The sequence below is a fragment of the Kitasatospora sp. NPDC056800 genome (assembly GCF_042789775.1).
GTDB lineage: Bacteria > Actinomycetota > Actinomycetes > Streptomycetales > Streptomycetaceae > Kitasatospora.
On the sequence record NZ_JBHUAL010000225.1, the window covers coordinates 1 to 15,532 of the forward strand.

Genomic DNA, 15,532 nt, shown 5'->3' on the forward strand with positions numbered 1-15,532 from the left:
GCGCGGTACAACCGCGCACCGGGGCACCTCCAGCCTGCCCAAGTGGTGCTATGTGTCGGTCAGTTGTCCACGTCGTAGGCCACGGTGACCGGGGCGTGGTCGCTCCACCGCTCGGCGTGGGTGTCGGCGCGCTCGACGCGGGCGTCGGTGGCGCGGGTGGCCAGTGTGGGGGTGGTGACCTGGAGGTCGATGCGCCAGCCGGAGTCGTTGTCGAAGGCGCGGCCGCGGTAGGACCACCAGGAGTAGGGGCCGGTGCGGTCGGGGTGGAGGGCGCGGACGACGTCGACGTAGCCGGCCTCGTCGTAGACGCGGGAGAGCCAGGCGCGTTCTTCGGGGAGGAAGCCGGCGGACTTCTGGTTGGCCTTCCAGTTCTTGAGGTCCTCGGGGCGGTGGGCGATGTTCCAGTCGCCGCAGACGACGACCTCGCGGCCGTCGGCGGCGGCGCGGGCGCGCAGGGCGGTGAGGTGGACGAGGAATTCCGCCATGAAGCGTTCCTTCTCCTCCTGGCGCTCGGTGCCGACTTCGCCGGAGGGGAGGTAGAGGCTGGCGATGGTCAGGCCGGGCAGGTCGATTTCGACATACCTGCCCGAATTGTCGAATTCATCCGAGCCGAATCCGATCGCCGTGCGCTGCGGTTCCGCGCGGGAGAGGACGGCGACGCCGGCCCGGCCCTTGGTGGCGGCGGGGGCCCAGACGGCGTGCCAGCCGTCCAGGTCGCGCAGTTCGACGGGTAGCTGCTCGGGTTCGGAGCGCACCTCCTGGAGGCAGACCACGTCCGCCTCGGTGCCGGCCAGCCATTCGACGAAGCCCTTCCTGGCCGCCGCCCGGATTCCGTTCACGTTCACACTCGTCACCACGATCACCCGAGCAGCCTACCGACTGGGCGTTCCCGGCCCGAACCGTGACGCGCGGGGTCGGGCGGGTCCCGTCGGAGGGTGTCGATGGCGGTGACAGCGGCTGGCGGGAGCTGTCGTGAACGCGGCATGAAGATGTGCGGCAGTCCCATCGAGCCCCGCCATTGGTCTTGACCATCTCCGGACGGAGCACCTAGGGTCACTTACTGCAAGGACCTTTAATAAAGAAGGACGGATAAAGGCCCGCTCTCCCACCTGCCGCGACTGCGGACAGTGGGCTCGGGATCCGCCCTCCTTGTCGCAGGGCGGACAAACTCACGGGTGGAGGACGCGGTGGGGACGACAGGACAGCTTTCGGCGGTGCCGGAGCCGAAGTACTGGCACCTGCGCACGGTGCTGCTGCGGGCCATCGACTCGGAGTTCTCCACCGGTCAGGTGCTGCCCAACGAGCGCGAGCTCTCGGCCCGCTTCGGCGTCGCCCGGGCCACGCTGCGTCAGGCGCTCGACCAGCTGGAGCTGGAGGGCCGCCTGGTGCGCCGCCGGGGGATCGGCACCCTGATCGCCGCCCCGCGGGTCGGCGTCCCGGTCAACCGGCAGGAGGAGGGCTGGCCCGGCGCCGCGCGCAGCCAGTCCTGGCGGACGGTCGACTGCACCACCGCCCCCGCCTCCGCGCAGCTGGCGAAGGGCCTCGGCATCGCCGAGGGCGCCACCGTGCACACCGTGCGCCGGGTCCGTCTGGTGGAGGGCCGCGCGGTGGCCAGCGAGTCGCTGCACGTCCCGGCCGCCGCGCTGCCGCACCTGCCGGGCTTCCGCGCCGAGAGCGACCGCGCCCGTTCGGTGCTGCGCCAGCTGGAGCGCCTGGAGGTGGACGGCGAGTCCCGCTCGGTCGAGCTGGGTGTCGCCGAGGCCGAGCAGGCCGCCCTGCTGGAGCGCCCGCCTGGCGCGCCCGTCCTGGTCATGACCACCCAGTACGCCTCGGCCGGCCGGCTGGTGGCGCTCGCGGTGGCCACCTACCGGGCGGACACCTGCAAGCTGACCTTCGGCGAGGCCGGACTCGTCGAGGTCACCCCGGTCGGCGCGACGGCCGAGGTCCGTACCGCCTCCTGACGCACCACCCGTGAATCCCTGAACCCCTGAACCCCTGAACCCCTGAACCATTTTCCGGAAACCCTCAGGTCGAGGCCCGGGCGCCAACTGGCGTCCGGGCCTTTACCGTTGGGGCCCTGCCGTAAACCGGGCCGGGTCGCCTGGTAGCGTCCCGCGTGGCAGTGGCACAGCCACGCAATGGGTGAGGACGGGGGCGACCGGTGAACGCGCTCCTCGCATCGTGGGCGAGGTCGGAGGTGCTGGCCTTCGACTGCCTGTTCCGGGCGGACGGCACGGCCCGGGAGGCGGACATCGACGGGCCGGAGCACCTCCGGCTGGAGCTGGGCGGGCCGGTGGACGTGGCGGCCCTGGCGGCCGATCCGCCGTGGGACGCGGGCAGCGTCGAGGTCATCGACGAGGTCTAACTGCCGGACGGGCTGGGCTACGTGGTCCACGGTGACAGCGGCCTCGGGCACCTTGGCTTCATCGGTCGGCTCGGACCGGACCGCGGACTGCGGTGGCTCCTGACCACGTCGACCGGCAACCCGTTCGTCGGGGCGTCCGTCGACTGGCCGCTGGCGCACTTCGTCAACGACTGGGGCAGCACGCTCACCCTCGACCTGACCGACCCGGACTTCGCGCCCTGAGGTGACCCCCGCTCCTTGAGCGCGGCGTCAGGCCCGGGGCGGGTCGACGGCGAAGAGCTGCTCCTCGACGTGGTCGAGGGCGACGCGCAGGGCGCCCATCGCCACGACCTCCGAGCCGAGGGCCGCCAGGGCGACCTCGGGGGCGCGCAGGGTGAACTGGGCCAGGCGTTCGCGCAGCGGGTCCAGGACGCCGTCGAGGCCGGCCGCCCAGCCGCCGATGACCACCAGCTGGGGGTCGATGGCCAGGACGAGTGCGGCGACGCCCTGGACGAGGCGGGTGAGGAAGCGGTCCATGGCGACCTTGGCGACCTCGTCGCCCTCCCGGGCCAGCCGCAGCACGCGGGCCACGGCGGCCTCGTCCAGCGGGTTGAGGGGCTTTCCGGTGGTGGACAGCAGGCGCTCGGGGGTGACCTCCTGGCCGAGCAGGTGCAGGGCGCCGATCTCGCCGGCCGCGCCGCCGAAGCCGCGGTGCAGCCGGCCGCCGATGAGGGAGCCGGCGCCCGGGCTGAGGCCGGCCATCACGAAGACGACGTCGTCGGCGCCGACCGCCGATCCCTGCCAGTGCTCGGCGATGGCGGCCAGGTTGGCGTCGTTCTCGATCAGGACCGGGCAGCGGAACGAGCGCCGCAGCTTGGCACCGAGGTCGAGGCCGGTCCAGCCGGGCATCGCGGTGCCCAGTTGGACGGTGCCCTCGCGGTCGACGATGCCGGGGGTGCCGATGCCGACCGCCCACAGGTTGTCGCGGGAGATGCCGGCCTTGCGCAGCACCTCGGCGACGGCGGTGCGGACGGCGGCGAGCCGGTCCTCGGCGTCGAGGGTCTCGTCCACCGGCTTGAAGTGACTGCCCACCACCTCGCCGGTGAGGTCGGCGAGGATGACCCGGATGTCGTGCACGCCGATCTCGATGCCGAGGATGTGCCCGGCCTCGGCGCGGAAGCGGAACCAGCGGGCCGGGCGGCCGCGGCGGCCGGTGCCCGGCTGGCCGTCCTCCCTCGGCTGCTCGACCTCGGCGACCAGTCCGGTCTCGACCAGGCCCTCGATCACGCCCTCGACCGTCGGGCGGGAGAGCCCGGTCTCGCCGACGAGCTGAGTGAGGGTCACGGAGTGGCCGTTCCGCAGCGCCCGAAGCGTGACCGCCGCGTTGATCCGCCGCAGCAGCGAGGAGTCTCCTCCGGTGAGCCGATCCGCCAATGCGATGCCCTTCGCCGTTCGCGCGACTGCCCTGGCGCGCGGTGTCGAGTGCGCGGTGCCCACCGAATGGCCCGCGGGGGTGCGCCCCCGGAGAACGCGGCAGGGCGGCAGGGGGCCGCCTGCGCGAGGGCCGGAGGACAAGCGGAGCCTACCCGGGGACGGGCCCGGGCGGCGAGGATCTCCGCAGCTCATCCAGGCTTCGGTATCGAAATGGTACGGATCGGGTGGCGGTGCGTGATCCGGACTTCACCGCCCGGCCACGGCGGGCCGGTAGGGGAGCCGCCGGGACAGCACCGACCGGAGGGAACGTTCCGACAGCAGCGGGCCGAGACCGCGCCGGGAGCCGACCGACAGGAGGCCGAGGGTCGAGCAGGCCGAGCCGATCGAGCCGAGGGAGAGGACGGAGCCGATCGAGCCGATGGACAGCACCGACCCGATCGAGCCGATGGACAACACCGAGCCGATCGAGCCGAGGGAGAGGGCGGATCCGATCGAGCCGGTCGACAGTACCGACCCGATCGAGTCGATCGACCGGACGGACACGATCGAGCGGATCGAGCGGATCGAGTGGAGGGAGCCGGTCGAGCGGAAGGAGCCGACGGACCCGCGGGCGGGCCGGGCCGGACGCGCGGAAGTGGTCATGACTTTTGAGCGTAGCCAGCCACACCCCCGCCCGCCCGTCAGTCCACCCGGGCCGCGAACAGTCGCTGCCCCAGCAGCCCCATCGGATGTCCGTCCTCCGGCAGGGTCAGCACCGTCGGGCAGCCCGCGGCGGTGAGCGCTGCCCGCCACTGCTCGGCCGGGCGGGCGGTGAGGCCGTGGGCGTCGCCGGTGATCAGCAGGTCGAGCTGTTCGGTGGTGGGGGCGAGCAGCAGGAGTCGGCCGCCAGGGGCGAGCAGCCGGACCAGCGTCGGGACGTCCTCCGCCGATGGCCCGCCCGCGCCCGCCACCGCGCCCCCGCCCGCGCTCGCGATGACGACGTCGTAGCGGCCGCCGTCGGGGGCCGAGTGGTGCTCGGTGTGCGGCCGGGGCCGGGTGGCGAGGGCGCGGGCGACGGCGGGCTCGCCGCCCTCCGCGTCCAGTTCGAGGACGCGCAGCGGCCCGGGCCCCTGGTGGGCCTCGGCGGTGCCGCGCACCAGCGCGCCGAGGGCGGCGCCGAGGAAGCCGCGGGAGGCGGCCCAGCGGACGGGGGAGGCGTCCGGCCGGGGGGCCTCCTGGCCGGTGATCAGCCGGGGCAGCCGCAGGGCGCCGCGTCGGACCCGGTCCAGGGCGGCGACCGGGCCGAGCCCGTCGGCCCAGGTCTCGGCGGCGGGGCGCCAGGCCTCCCGGACCTCGGCGGCGTCCGGCCCGGGCCGGCCGTGGAAGACCGGGCCCTGGGCCCCGCCGTCGTGCCGGGTGAGCAGGCCGTGCCGGGCGAGTGCGTCCAGCCAGCGGACGACCCGGGGGCGCTGGGCGGGGGTGACCATGGCGGCGGCGAGGACCTCGGCCTCGGGGTAGCCGCGGGCGGGGTCGGTGAGCACGCCGTTCTGCTGGAGGGTGTGCAGGAGGGCGGCGAGCACGGCCCGGTCGAGCTGGGCGCCGAAGTCGTGGACCTGCTCGGCGGTGACGCCGATGCCGTACTTCCAGGCGGCGGCCGAGGCGTTGGCGGCGTCGGCGCGCAGTCGGCGGTCGGCGGCCTCGGCGTTGCTGTCCGGGGCGCGGACATGGGCGAGGACGGCGCCGAGCGCGTCGACGGCGGCGTACACGTCCTCCTGCCGGGGTTCGGGGCCGACGTGCAGGACCAGGCGCAGCGCGGCGAGGTCGTGGGCGGCGAGGCCGGGCTGTCCGCTGAGCCGCCAGAGCAGGGCGGAGGGCAGGCTGAGGTGGGTGGCCCGGGCGGTGGCGACGGCTTCGAGCTGCTGCTCGGGCCGCTGGTCGGGGTCGCCGCAGTGGACGGTGCCGCCGGCGAGCAGGGTGGCGAGGGCGAGGTCGACGGCGAGGTCGGTGACCGGGTGCAGCACGGTGTGCCGGATCGGGGGCGCGCCGAGGACGCCGGCCCAGTAGCGCAGCCGCTGTTCGGCGGCCCGGGCGGCGGAGGGCGGCAGGGCGGCGTGCTCGGCTATGCGGCGGGCGAGGGCCTGGGGGAGTCCGCCCGGCGGGGAGACGCCGAGCAGCAGGCCGATGCCGCTGATCGCGCGCCCGTCGGCGACGACGGCGGGTCGGTCGCCGAGTTCGCGCAGCGCGCTGACCAGGGCGGGAGTCGTGGGCACGGTGATCACTCCGGGGTGCGGGACAGAAACCGCACTACTGAACCATGGGGGCGGGGCGGTGAAGGGCGGAAGCAAGTCAAACTTCTGTAATGATTTTCATATCGGCTAGCCAAGCTCTCGACACGAAGTCGCCGCGAAGCGGTCGGAACTTCACATTCCGGAAGGTCCGCGCGATCCCTTGACAGGTGGTTCGGGTACTGGATCAATGGAGCGCAGGGGAGCTGACCGAACGATCGGTCGGTGATCTCGGTCTGGGTGTCCTCGATGCGGGCGAATCTCGGCAGAGCAGCGAAATCGGCAGAGCAGCAAAACCGGCACAGCAGCGAAGGAGCGACGATGACCGGCACCGCACCCGTCCCGCGCCGACACCTCGGGGAGCCGCTACCGCCCGAGCTCCTGGACGCCGGCGAGCGGATGGGTCCGGACGAGCTGCGCGCCCACCAGCTCACCCGGCTGCGGGCCACCCTGCGGCACGCGTACGACAACGTCGAGCTCTACCGTCGCAAGTTCGACGCGGCCGGCGTCCGCCCCGAGGACTGCCGCACCCTGGACGACCTCGCCCGTTTCCCCTTCACCACCAAGGCCGACCTGCGCGAGGGCTACCCCTTCGGCATGTTCGCCGTCCCGATGGAGCGGGTCCGCCGGATCCACGCCTCCAGCGGCACCACCGGACTGCCGACCGTGGTCGGCTACACCGACAACGACCTCTCCATGTGGGCCGACGTGGTCGCCCGCTCGATCCGCGCGGCCGGCGGCCGGCCCGGCCACAAGGCGCACATCGCGTACGGCTACGGCCTGTTCACCGGCGGCCTGGGCGCACACTACGGCGCCGAGCGGGCCGGCTGCACCGTCATCCCGGCCTCCGGCGGCATGACGGCCCGCCAGGTGCGGCTGATCCTGGACTTCGAGCCCGAGATCATCATGATCACCCCGTCCTACCTGCTGACCCTGCTCGACGAGTTCGAGCGGCAGGGCGTCGACCCGCGGAGCACCTCGCTGCGGATCGGCATCTTCGGGGCGGAGCCGTGGACGGAGGAGATGCGGCGCGAGATCGAGGAGCGGCTCGACCTGCACGCCGTCGACATCTACGGCCTCTCCGAGGTGGTCGGCCCGGGCATCGCGCAGGAGTGCGTGGAGACCAAGGACGGGCTGCACATCTGGGAGGACCACTTCTACCCGGAGGTCGTCGACCCGTTCACCGACGAGGTGCTGCCCGAGGGGGAGGGCGGCGAACTGGTCTTCACCTCGCTCACCAAGGAGGCGCTGCCGATCATCCGCTACCGCACCCGCGACCTCAGCCGACTGCTGCCCGGCACCGCGCGGCCGGCGTTCCGGCGGATGGAGAAGGTCACCGGGCGCAGCGACGACATGATCATCCTGCGCGGGGTGAACGTCTTCCCGACCCAGATCGAGGAGATCCTGCTGCGCACCCCGGGCGTCGCGCCGCACTTCCAGCTGCGGCTCGGCCGGCAGGGGCGGCTGGACACCATGACCGTCCGGGTGGAGGCCCGGCCGGAGGCCCCCGCGGAGCAGCGGGAGGCGGCGCGGGCGGAGATCGTTCGGGCGGTGAAGGACGGGGTCGGGATCACCGTCGCGGCCGAGGTGGTGGACCCGTACACGCTGGAGCGCTCGGTCGGGAAGATCAAGCGGGTGGTGGACGAGCGGGGTTGAACGAGCGGAGGTGAACGAGCGGTGGTGAACCCGGCCGTCGGGCACACGTGCGGGGGCGTCCCGCCGGATGGGTGGCGGGGAGCACCCCCGCGCGGGCCCTATGCTGCGGACATGCCGAGTGAGCTGCGCACTCTCCGATCCGCTCTCCCGCCCGCCCTTCAGCCCGATCCTCAGGCCGATCCTCGGACCGCCGAGGACCTCGCCTTCATCCGGCGGGAGACCGAGCTGAAGCCCGTCCCCTTCGTGCCCGAGATCAGCCTCCACATGGCCGAGGACGCCATCGCCCTGTGGGAGACCACCGAACGGGCGCGCGGGCGGGCCGGGCTGCCGCCGCCGTTCTGGGCCTTCGCCTGGGCGGGCGGGGTGGCGGTCGCCCGCTACGTGCTGGACCACCCCGAACTGGTCGACGGCCGTACGGTGTTGGACGTCGCGGCCGGCTCCGGGCTGGTCGGGGTGGCCGCCGCGCTGCGCGGGGCGACGGAGGTGCGCGCCGCCGAGATCGACGCCTACGCGGTGGCCGCGATCGGGTTGAACGCCGAGGCCAACGGGGTCCGGGTGGACGGCGCCCTGGTGGACCTGGTGGACGGCGACGGCGGGCCCGCCGAGGTGGTGCTGGCGGGCGACGTCTTCTACGAACGGGCCATGGCCGCCCGCTTCCTGCCCTTCCTGGAGCGGGCCGTGGCGCGCGGCGCGACCGTCGTCGTCGGCGACCCGGGCCGGGCCTACCTGCCCCGGGACCGGTTCACCGCGGTGGCGGCGTACCAGGTGCCGGTGGTCGCGGACCTGGAGGACACCGCGGTCAAGACCACGACGGTGTGGCGACTGGGCTGACCGGCCGAGGGCACCGGCATCACGGGCGACGGGCTGAAGCGGGTTCCCGGTCCGGACGGCGGGCCGGGGCGCGCCCGCCGTCCGGACGGCCGCCGAGCGCTGGCGGCCGGGTCCGGGGCGTGGTCGGCTGGGGCCGATGCGTGTGCGAACGGCATCGTCCGGCCGTGTCCGGCGTCGTTCGGCACCCTTCCGGCACCCTTGCTGGCGCGCTGCCGGACCCGCCCACCCGACAGGGGACCCACCATGACCATCACCGAGAACGGACTCAGGATCGCCTCGCCCCAGGCGATCGCCGACCTGCACGCCGGCCTGCCCGACTTCGAGCAGGCCCTCGCCTTCTACCACCAGCACCTGGCGCCGGACACCGCCGTCGACCTGTCCGTCGCGGAGAACGTCCTGCTCTACCACGACTCGATGCAGCGGGACGTCTTCGAGAAGATCCGGCTGATCCCCGAGCTGAACATCAAGTACATGGCCCCGGTCGGCATCCCGTGGCTGCGTCAGCAGGCGGCGGACCTGCTCACCCGGGCGTTCGGCCGCACGGTCGTGATGGAGGACGTCTTCGGTTGCGCCGGGGTCTCCTCCGCGCTGGAGTGCATCGCCTACGGGCTCATGCGGCGGCAGGGGACGGGCGGTGTGCCGCTCAAGCCGGGGGACGAGGTGCTGATCCCGGCGCCGTACTGGCAGGGCTTCAACTGGTCGTTCCAGGAACGGCCCAAGCTGAAGTGCGTCCCGGTGCACCTGCCCACCCACGGGGAGGACCGCTACCGGCTCACCCTGAACCTGATCGTGAACGCCTACGAGGCGCGGAAGGAGGCCGGGCACAACCCGCGGCTGCTCGTCCTCACCAATCCGCACAACCCGCTGGGCGTCAACTACCCGAAGGAACTGCTCGACGAGATCTACGGCTGGGCGCTCGCGCACACCGACCTCCACATCATCTCCGACGAGATCTACTGCCACTCCCAACTCGACACCGGGACGACGCCGTTCACGAGTGCGGTGGCCCTGGACGCGTACCAGGAGCACGCCGACCGGGTCCACCTGGTCTGGGGCTTCGCCAAGGACTTCGGGCTGTCCGGCTTCCGCACGGGGTTCGTCATCTCCAAGAACGAGGCCGTGCACCGCGCCATGCTCGGCAGCGACGACCCGGCCGAACAGACCCGCGCACTGCCCTGGTTCACCCCGTTCGACTCGCTGAAGACCTATGTCATCGGGGAGCTGTTCAAGGCCACCGTCGACGGGGAGCCCTACCCGGTGTACGCGATGCGCGAGTACCGCACGCTGCTGAGCGCGAGCTTCCGCAGGACCAAGGACGCCCTGGACGCCGCCGGGATCGAGTACGTCCACCAGGACGGCGACAACGCCGCGATGTTCTTCTGGCTCGACCTCACCAGGTACCTCGGCAAGCGCGCGCCCGGCGAGCACGTGAACGGGCTGCCGGCCATCGGGCCGGACGGGCTCGACCCGAACGAGGAGTGGCTGTTCCGCTACCTCGCCGCCAAGCCCACCGAGGTCTCCCTGCTGCCCGGCGGGACCATGCACAACGCGGAGCCGGGCTTCTTCCGGCTCTGTTTCACCAGCCGGATGCCCGACGACGTCGAGGCCGCCGTGCGGCGGGTGGGCGTGGCGCTGCAGCAGCTGAAGTAGCCGGAGCGGCTCAGGTAGTCGTACGGCGCGAGCGGCACCGGGTACGCCCCGGTGCCGCTCTTCCGCTGCTCAGCCGCGCAGCCGGGCCAGCCAGGCCTCGACCTCGTCGGAGCGGCGCGGGAGGTCGGCGGAGAGGTTCTCGTTGCCGTCCTCGGTGACCAGGATGTCGTCCTCGATCCGCACCCCGATGCCCCGGTACTCCTCCGGCACCGTCAGGTCGTTCTCCTGGAAGTAGATGCCCGGTTCGACGGTGAGCACCATGCCCGGCTCCAGCGGGCCGTCGATGTGCTCCTCGGTGCGGGAGTGGGCGCAGTCGTGGACGTCGATGCCCAGCATGTGGCCGGTGCCCGCCAGGGTGAAGCGGCGGTGCAGGCCCAGCTCGTACACCTTGTCGGCGCTCAGGTCGCCGAACAGGCCCCAGGCGGTGAGGTGTTCGGCGAGCTCGCGCTGGGCGGCGTGGTGGAAGTCGCGGAACCGCCCGCCCGGCCGGACGGCCGCGATGCCGGCCTCCTGGGCCGCGTACACGGCGTCGTAGACCTTGCGCTGGAGCTCGGTGAAGCGGCCGCTGACCGGGAGGGTGCGGGTGACGTCGGCGGTGTAGAGGTGGTTGGTCTCCACGCCGGCGTCGAGCAGCAGGAGGTCGCCGGGGCGGGCGTGGCCGTTGTTGCGCACCCAGTGCAGGGTGGTGGCGTGCGGGCCGGCCGCGGCGATGGTGCTGTAGCCCACGCTGTTGCCCTCGACCCGGGCGCGGACGAAGAAGGTGCCCTCGATCAGCCGCTCGGCGGTCTCGGAGTCGGTGCCGAGGACGCGGACCACGTCCTCGAAGCCGCGGGCGGTGGCGGCGCAGGCGAAGCGCAGCTCCTCGATCTCGAACGCGTCCTTGACCAGGCGCAGCCCGGACAGGAAGACCTCGAACTCCTCGTCCCGCTCGGCGGTGATCCGGTCCGCGAGGGCCTCCTCGACGCCCGCGTCGTGGCGGCGCAGCACGCGCGCCGGGCCGGTGGCGGCGCGCAGGTCCGCGCGGGCGGTGCGCACGTCCCGGCAGGGCAGGCCGAACAGCCGCTCGCTCTCGGTCAGGCTGTTGCGGCGGCCGTCCCACAGCTCGCCGTGGCCGTCCAGCCAGAACTCGCCGTTGTCGGTGCGGGAGCGGTCGCGCAGGTAGAGCACGGCCTCGTGGCCGCTGTCCCCGGTCGGGGCGAGCACCAGGACGCCGTCCTCGGACTGGTCGCCGGTCAGGTAGGCGTAGTCGGAGGAGGGGCGGAACGGGTAGTCGGTGTCGTTGGCCCGAACCTTGGGGTTGCCGGCCGGGACGACCAGCAGCTCGCCGGGGAAGGCGGCGGACAGCGCGGCGCGGCGGCGGGCGGTGTGCGCGGCCTGGGGGACCGGCTCCAGGGCGGTGCGCTCGGTGTCGGCCCAGCCCTGCTTCATGCTCTCCGCGAGCTCGTCCGTGACCCCGCGGGTCAGGCCGTTCTTCCGGTACTTGATGGTCTCGGCGGGCTCGGTGGTCTCGGCGGGCTCGGTCACTGCGGTCTCCTGGTGAGGGTGAGGGCAGCGGGGTGTTTCGCTACGCTGCCCCGTCCGTCGGTGTGCGTCCCGTACGGTATATCGAACACTGCCGCAAGAGAAGAGGCCCAGCGTGAACGACGCCGAGGAATCCGTCCGGGGCGTCCTCGCCGCCAACCTGAAGCGGGTGCGGGCCCAGCGCGGACTGTCGCTGTCCGAGCTGTCCCGGCGGGCCGGGGTCGGCAAGGCGACGCTCTCCCAGCTGGAGTCCGGGGCCGGCAACCCCACCCTGGAGACGGTGCTCGGGCTGTCCAGGGTGCTCGGCGTGCCGATCTCCGACCTGGTCGAGGCCCGGCCGGCCGGCGAGGTGACGGTGGTGCGGGCGGCCGAGGCCGAGGTGCTCAGCGGGCGGGGCGTCGACCTGCGGCCGCTGCGCCGGATCGAGTCCGGGGACACCGTGTTCGAGCTCTACGACCAGGTGGTGCGCACCGGCGCCGCGCAGGAGTCCGGCGGACACACCGGCACCGAGCACACCGTCGTCCAGGCCGGCCGGCTGGGCGTGCGGGTGGACGGCCGCGAGATCGAGTTGGGACCGGGCGACTACATCGGCTTCGACGCCGCGCTCCCGCACGCCTACACCGCGCTGGACGGCGAGCCGGTCCGCTCGGTGCTGGTGCTGCAGTACCGGGCCGAGCAGCACGGCCACCTCGCCGAGGCCTCGCCGGTCCGGCCGGCCGTGTGGGGGCTCTGGCACTGACGCTCCGGCGCCGGGGCTCCGGTATCGGACGGCCTGGCGGGCGGTTCGGTGGCCGGCTCGGCGGGCGGTTCGATGGACGGTCGGATCGTTCGGAATACCGAACGAGCGGGTGGGTGCGGCAGGATGATCATCATGACGGACGCACTCACCTGGCTCGCCGAACCCGAATCGATCGCCTACGGAGGTTACAGCGTCGTGCTCGCCCGCGGCCTGGAGCCGGAGGAACTGGCGGCCCGGCTCGCCGAAGGGCTCCCGGAGCGCACGGCGCGGCCGCTCGACGAACTCACCGCCGAGGACCTGGTGGAGGAGTACGAGCTGGAGTTCGCCGGCGGCATCGAGGACATCGCGCTGCACCACGGGCGCAGCGGCGACCTCGCCTTCGCGGTGGCGTACGGCTACTGGCAGGGGGAGCTGAGCGTCCGGCCGGAGGTCTCGCGCGGCGGCGCCGAGGTCTACCACCTGGAGTTCGAGGAGGAGAACGGCAAGCCGGTGCCGCCGTTCTTCAGCGCCCACCGGGACGGGCGGGAGGTCTGCTCCCTCAACCTCCACCTGGACCCCTCCTGGGGCCCCGGCGACGTCCAGGGCGAGCCGGCCACAGCCGCCGCCCTGACGGCCGAGCTGGCCGCCGTCGGCCTGCCCGACCACGACCGCGCGGGCGACGACCTCCACCGCACCTGCCTGGAGGTGCTCGGCCGCCACTTCGGCCTCACCCTGCCGCGTGATCTGGTGCGGGAGGCCGAGCTCCCGGCCCTCCTGCTGGAGACCGACTGACGGGGGCGGCCGGCCGAGGCTCCGGCCGGCGCGCCCCCTGCCCTGACCCTGATCCCCCCGGCGGCCACCAAGGTGGCGGCGCGCCGGGCGGGGTGGGGTGCGGGGTCAGAGCCGCTTGTCAGCCGAGCGCCCGCGACCGGGAGCGGGTCCGCCGGGCCTTGTCATCGGTGCGCTTGAAGGAGCGTGACATCGCTGATCAACTCCCCTCTCCGACGGGTGGTTCGGCGGGCTCCCGTGCTCACCGGGGTTCCTGACGCCGATTCTGTGCGAGGTCGGTGGGCGAGGAGAATCCCAGAAATCTGGGACACGTCCGTGCCACCCTTCGCCGTGAAGGCCCGGTCGGGCGCGAGGGCGGTCGGCGTGCACTCCGAGGTGTGCGGCCCGAAGCCCGAGCCGGGGTGAACCGGGGCGAACCGGCTCGGGCCGGGACGAACCGTCCCGAGCCGGGCCCCGGGTGCGTCAACCCGCTGTGCGGATGTCCGCCCTGGGGCGCGAACTGCGCGGGAACGGCCCGTGAATTGTTCCCCGGTCGGGTGACGGTGCGGCCGGTCGGTGGGGCCCTGCGGGCATCATGGGCCGCGACACGGGACGTCGCGGAACAGGGAGTCGACCGATGGGTAGGCCGATGGCGGAGTTCGGTTGCGCGAAGTGCTACGGCGAGGACGAACGGGCGGTGTGGGGGCGGCAGCGGGAGGGCTTCGAGCACGAGGCGGAAGTGGTGGACGGCTCGCGCTTCGCCGTCAACCTGCGGCGCTGCCTGGGGTGTTCTCAGCGGTTCGTGTGGATCTTCACCGAGGTCGTCGACTGGATGGGCGGGGATGACGCCCAGTACGTGACGATCATGCCGGTGACGGCCGAGGAGGCCACCGGCCTGAGGAGCGGCACCCTGCGCCCCCACGCCCTCGGCGCCCTCGGCCGCGACCGCCGCCACCTGAACCACGACTGGCCCACCGGCGGCCCGGCCCGACTGCACTGGCGCTCCGGCCGCTTCCTCGTCGCCGGGGCCCGCTGAGCAGTGGTGCCGCCGCCCTGCCGAAGCGGCAGGGCGGCGAGGGAGTCAGACGCTCCCGAACTCGCCGGACTTGACGCCCGCGATGAAGGACTGCCAGGCGTCCGTACCGAAGGCGAGCTGCGGGCCGTCAGGGTCCTTGCTGTCGCGGACGGGGAGGACGCCCGGGAGGCCGGGGGCGACCTCGATGCACTGACCACCACCGTTGCTGTATGAGGACTTCAACCAGGAGGCGGGCTTGACCGTCGCGATGGGGAACATGGCTTGGAACTCCTTGAGCCGGGTGCGGATGAGCGCCAGCGAGTCCGCACATGAGAGGGCTTGGGCCTGGAGCCAATCGTAAACCCTTGACAGGGAACGGATCTTGTCCTTGTCGTCCCGCTCGACGTAGCCCCGTTGGATGGTCTCGAGGTAGGCCATCCAGTCCCCGTCCGGCGAGGTCAGGAGCGTGAACGGCCACGTCGAAGGGAGGTCTTCACCGAGGCTGGACGGCGCGATCTGCAGCATGACGTGGGGAAGGCCGGCGATGCTCTCCAGCCGACGAAGCTGTTCGGCCATGACGAAGGGGCCGCCGACGGGCCGCAGGCAGCTCTCCTCCATGATGATGTGGACGGAGGGAGCGGGGTCCCGGTACAGCAGGGCCTGCCGCGCCATCCGGACATTCAGGCGCTCGATGGCCTTTTCCTCGGGGATCTCGCCCCGCCGGGCCGCGGCGTAGATGAGCGCGGAGGCGTAGGCCCGCGTCTGGAGCAACCCGGGGATGACGTTCATCTCGTAGATCTTGAGGGCGGTGGCCTTGCCCTCGTGCTCGATGTAGGCGAGGAACCCGCCGATCAAGGTGCTGCTCTTGGCCGTCCAGTACAGGAGCTCAAGCGCCTGGCAGGTGTCGAGTTCCTTGTCGCACCGCCGAACGAGGGGCAGCGGCGCGGGGCGGTCGCCGTTCTCGATCATGGAGATGAGTGAATCGCTGTAGTTGGTCCGCCGCCCGAGCTGGACCTGCGTGAGCCCCCTGGCCTTGCGGAAGCGCCGGAGCTGAACGCCGATGGCCGCGTCCGGCGACGAGGTGGGGTCTACTTCCCGATGGGGCATGGTGATTACCCGATTCCACAGTGCTCGCTGTCAAAGTGAAGCTCTTCCGATGCTAGCCGTGATTGGCCACTCTTGGTGAGGGGATAGCAACAGAGAGGAACTAATCGGTGGATATGACGAACAGTCAATGCGGCGAAAGCCTCGTCCTGCGGCGGAACTTCCCGCCGTGCCGATGCGCGCAGTGCGGCGACGCCATCCCCGAGGCGCGGATGAACGCCTCCGCC

The 15,532-nt window shown here is 72.7% G+C and carries 15 protein-coding genes; 9 read left to right on the forward strand and 6 right to left on the reverse strand.

Features of this window, described 5'->3' with window-relative positions:
- Positions 1-59: 59 nt before the first annotated feature.
- Complete coding sequence (locus ACFRQN_RS34565) at positions 60-863, reverse strand: exodeoxyribonuclease III (protein WP_380744367.1); 804 nt, start codon at positions 861-863, stop codon at positions 60-62.
- A gap of 324 nt (positions 864-1,187) precedes the next feature.
- On the opposite strand from ACFRQN_RS34565, the gene ACFRQN_RS34570 reads away from it, so the two are divergent.
- The 3 genes from ACFRQN_RS34570 to ACFRQN_RS34580 all read left to right on the forward strand — a co-directional run bounded on the left by ACFRQN_RS34570 (position 1,188) and on the right by ACFRQN_RS34580 (position 2,587).
- Positions 1,188-1,961, forward strand: coding sequence for a GntR family transcriptional regulator (locus tag ACFRQN_RS34570; RefSeq protein ID WP_380744369.1), 774 nt, complete (start codon positions 1,188-1,190; stop codon positions 1,959-1,961).
- A 200-nt stretch (positions 1,962-2,161) separates the two neighbouring features.
- Complete coding sequence (locus tag ACFRQN_RS34575; protein WP_380744371.1) at positions 2,162-2,365, forward strand: hypothetical protein; 204 nt, start codon at positions 2,162-2,164, stop codon at positions 2,363-2,365.
- Between the two features lie 21 nt (positions 2,366-2,386).
- A complete protein-coding gene (locus ACFRQN_RS34580; protein ID WP_107418809.1) occupies positions 2,387-2,587 on the forward strand; it encodes a hypothetical protein in 201 nt (66 codons plus the stop codon).
- Between the two features lie 27 nt (positions 2,588-2,614).
- Here the strand turns inward: ACFRQN_RS34580 and ACFRQN_RS34585 are convergent, their stop codons facing one another.
- The 3 genes from ACFRQN_RS34585 to ACFRQN_RS34595 form a co-directional block, all read right to left on the reverse strand.
- Positions 2,615-3,778 (reverse strand): ROK family protein, encoded by a 1,164-nt coding sequence (locus tag ACFRQN_RS34585; protein ID WP_049649337.1) that lies wholly within the window; start codon positions 3,776-3,778, stop codon positions 2,615-2,617.
- Between the two features lie 246 nt (positions 3,779-4,024).
- Positions 4,025-4,420, reverse strand: coding sequence for a hypothetical protein (locus ACFRQN_RS34590; RefSeq protein ID WP_380744373.1), 396 nt, complete (start codon positions 4,418-4,420; stop codon positions 4,025-4,027).
- Between the two features lie 38 nt (positions 4,421-4,458).
- A complete protein-coding gene (locus tag ACFRQN_RS34595) occupies positions 4,459-6,027 on the reverse strand; it encodes a hypothetical protein (RefSeq protein WP_380744375.1) in 1,569 nt (522 codons plus the stop codon).
- Between the two features lie 336 nt (positions 6,028-6,363).
- Between ACFRQN_RS34595 and paaK the strand changes: the two genes are divergently transcribed.
- The 3 genes from paaK (at position 6,364) to ACFRQN_RS34610 (ending at position 10,179) form a co-directional block, all read left to right on the forward strand.
- On the forward strand, positions 6,364-7,698 hold the full coding sequence (gene paaK, locus ACFRQN_RS34600; protein ID WP_380744377.1) for a phenylacetate--CoA ligase PaaK: 1,335 nt from the start codon (positions 6,364-6,366) through the stop codon (positions 7,696-7,698).
- A gap of 111 nt (positions 7,699-7,809) precedes the next feature.
- Positions 7,810-8,529 carry a class I SAM-dependent methyltransferase gene (locus tag ACFRQN_RS34605; RefSeq protein WP_380744379.1) on the forward strand — a complete coding sequence of 240 codons (720 nt, stop codon included), beginning with the start codon at positions 7,810-7,812 and terminating at the stop codon, positions 8,527-8,529.
- A 243-nt stretch (positions 8,530-8,772) separates the two neighbouring features.
- Positions 8,773-10,179 (forward strand): pyridoxal phosphate-dependent aminotransferase, encoded by a 1,407-nt coding sequence (locus ACFRQN_RS34610; RefSeq protein WP_380744381.1) that lies wholly within the window; start codon positions 8,773-8,775, stop codon positions 10,177-10,179.
- A 69-nt stretch (positions 10,180-10,248) separates the two neighbouring features.
- On the opposite strand, the gene ACFRQN_RS34615 is transcribed toward ACFRQN_RS34610, so the two are convergent.
- Positions 10,249-11,703, reverse strand: a complete 1,455-nt coding sequence (locus ACFRQN_RS34615; protein ID WP_380744383.1) for an aminopeptidase P family protein — start codon at positions 11,701-11,703, stop codon at positions 10,249-10,251.
- A gap of 112 nt (positions 11,704-11,815) precedes the next feature.
- Between ACFRQN_RS34615 and ACFRQN_RS34620 the strand changes: the two genes are divergently transcribed.
- From ACFRQN_RS34620 to ACFRQN_RS34630, 3 genes are all read left to right on the forward strand, one after another.
- A complete protein-coding gene (locus tag ACFRQN_RS34620) occupies positions 11,816-12,439 on the forward strand; it encodes a helix-turn-helix domain-containing protein (RefSeq protein WP_380744385.1) in 624 nt (207 codons plus the stop codon).
- Between the two features lie 132 nt (positions 12,440-12,571).
- Positions 12,572-13,210, forward strand: a complete 639-nt coding sequence (locus ACFRQN_RS34625; RefSeq protein WP_143204604.1) for a DUF6461 domain-containing protein — start codon at positions 12,572-12,574, stop codon at positions 13,208-13,210.
- 613 nt (positions 13,211-13,823) lie between these two features.
- Positions 13,824-14,222: a hypothetical protein gene (locus tag ACFRQN_RS34630; protein WP_143204603.1), complete on the forward strand. Its 399-nt coding sequence runs from the start codon at positions 13,824-13,826 to the stop codon at positions 14,220-14,222.
- Positions 14,223-14,267: 45 nt separating this feature from the next.
- Here ACFRQN_RS34630 and ACFRQN_RS34635 read toward each other — a convergent pair whose 3' ends face one another.
- Complete coding sequence (locus ACFRQN_RS34635) at positions 14,268-15,308, reverse strand: Scr1 family TA system antitoxin-like transcriptional regulator (protein ID WP_380744387.1); 1,041 nt, start codon at positions 15,306-15,308, stop codon at positions 14,268-14,270.
- Positions 15,309-15,532: the final 224 nt, after the last annotated feature.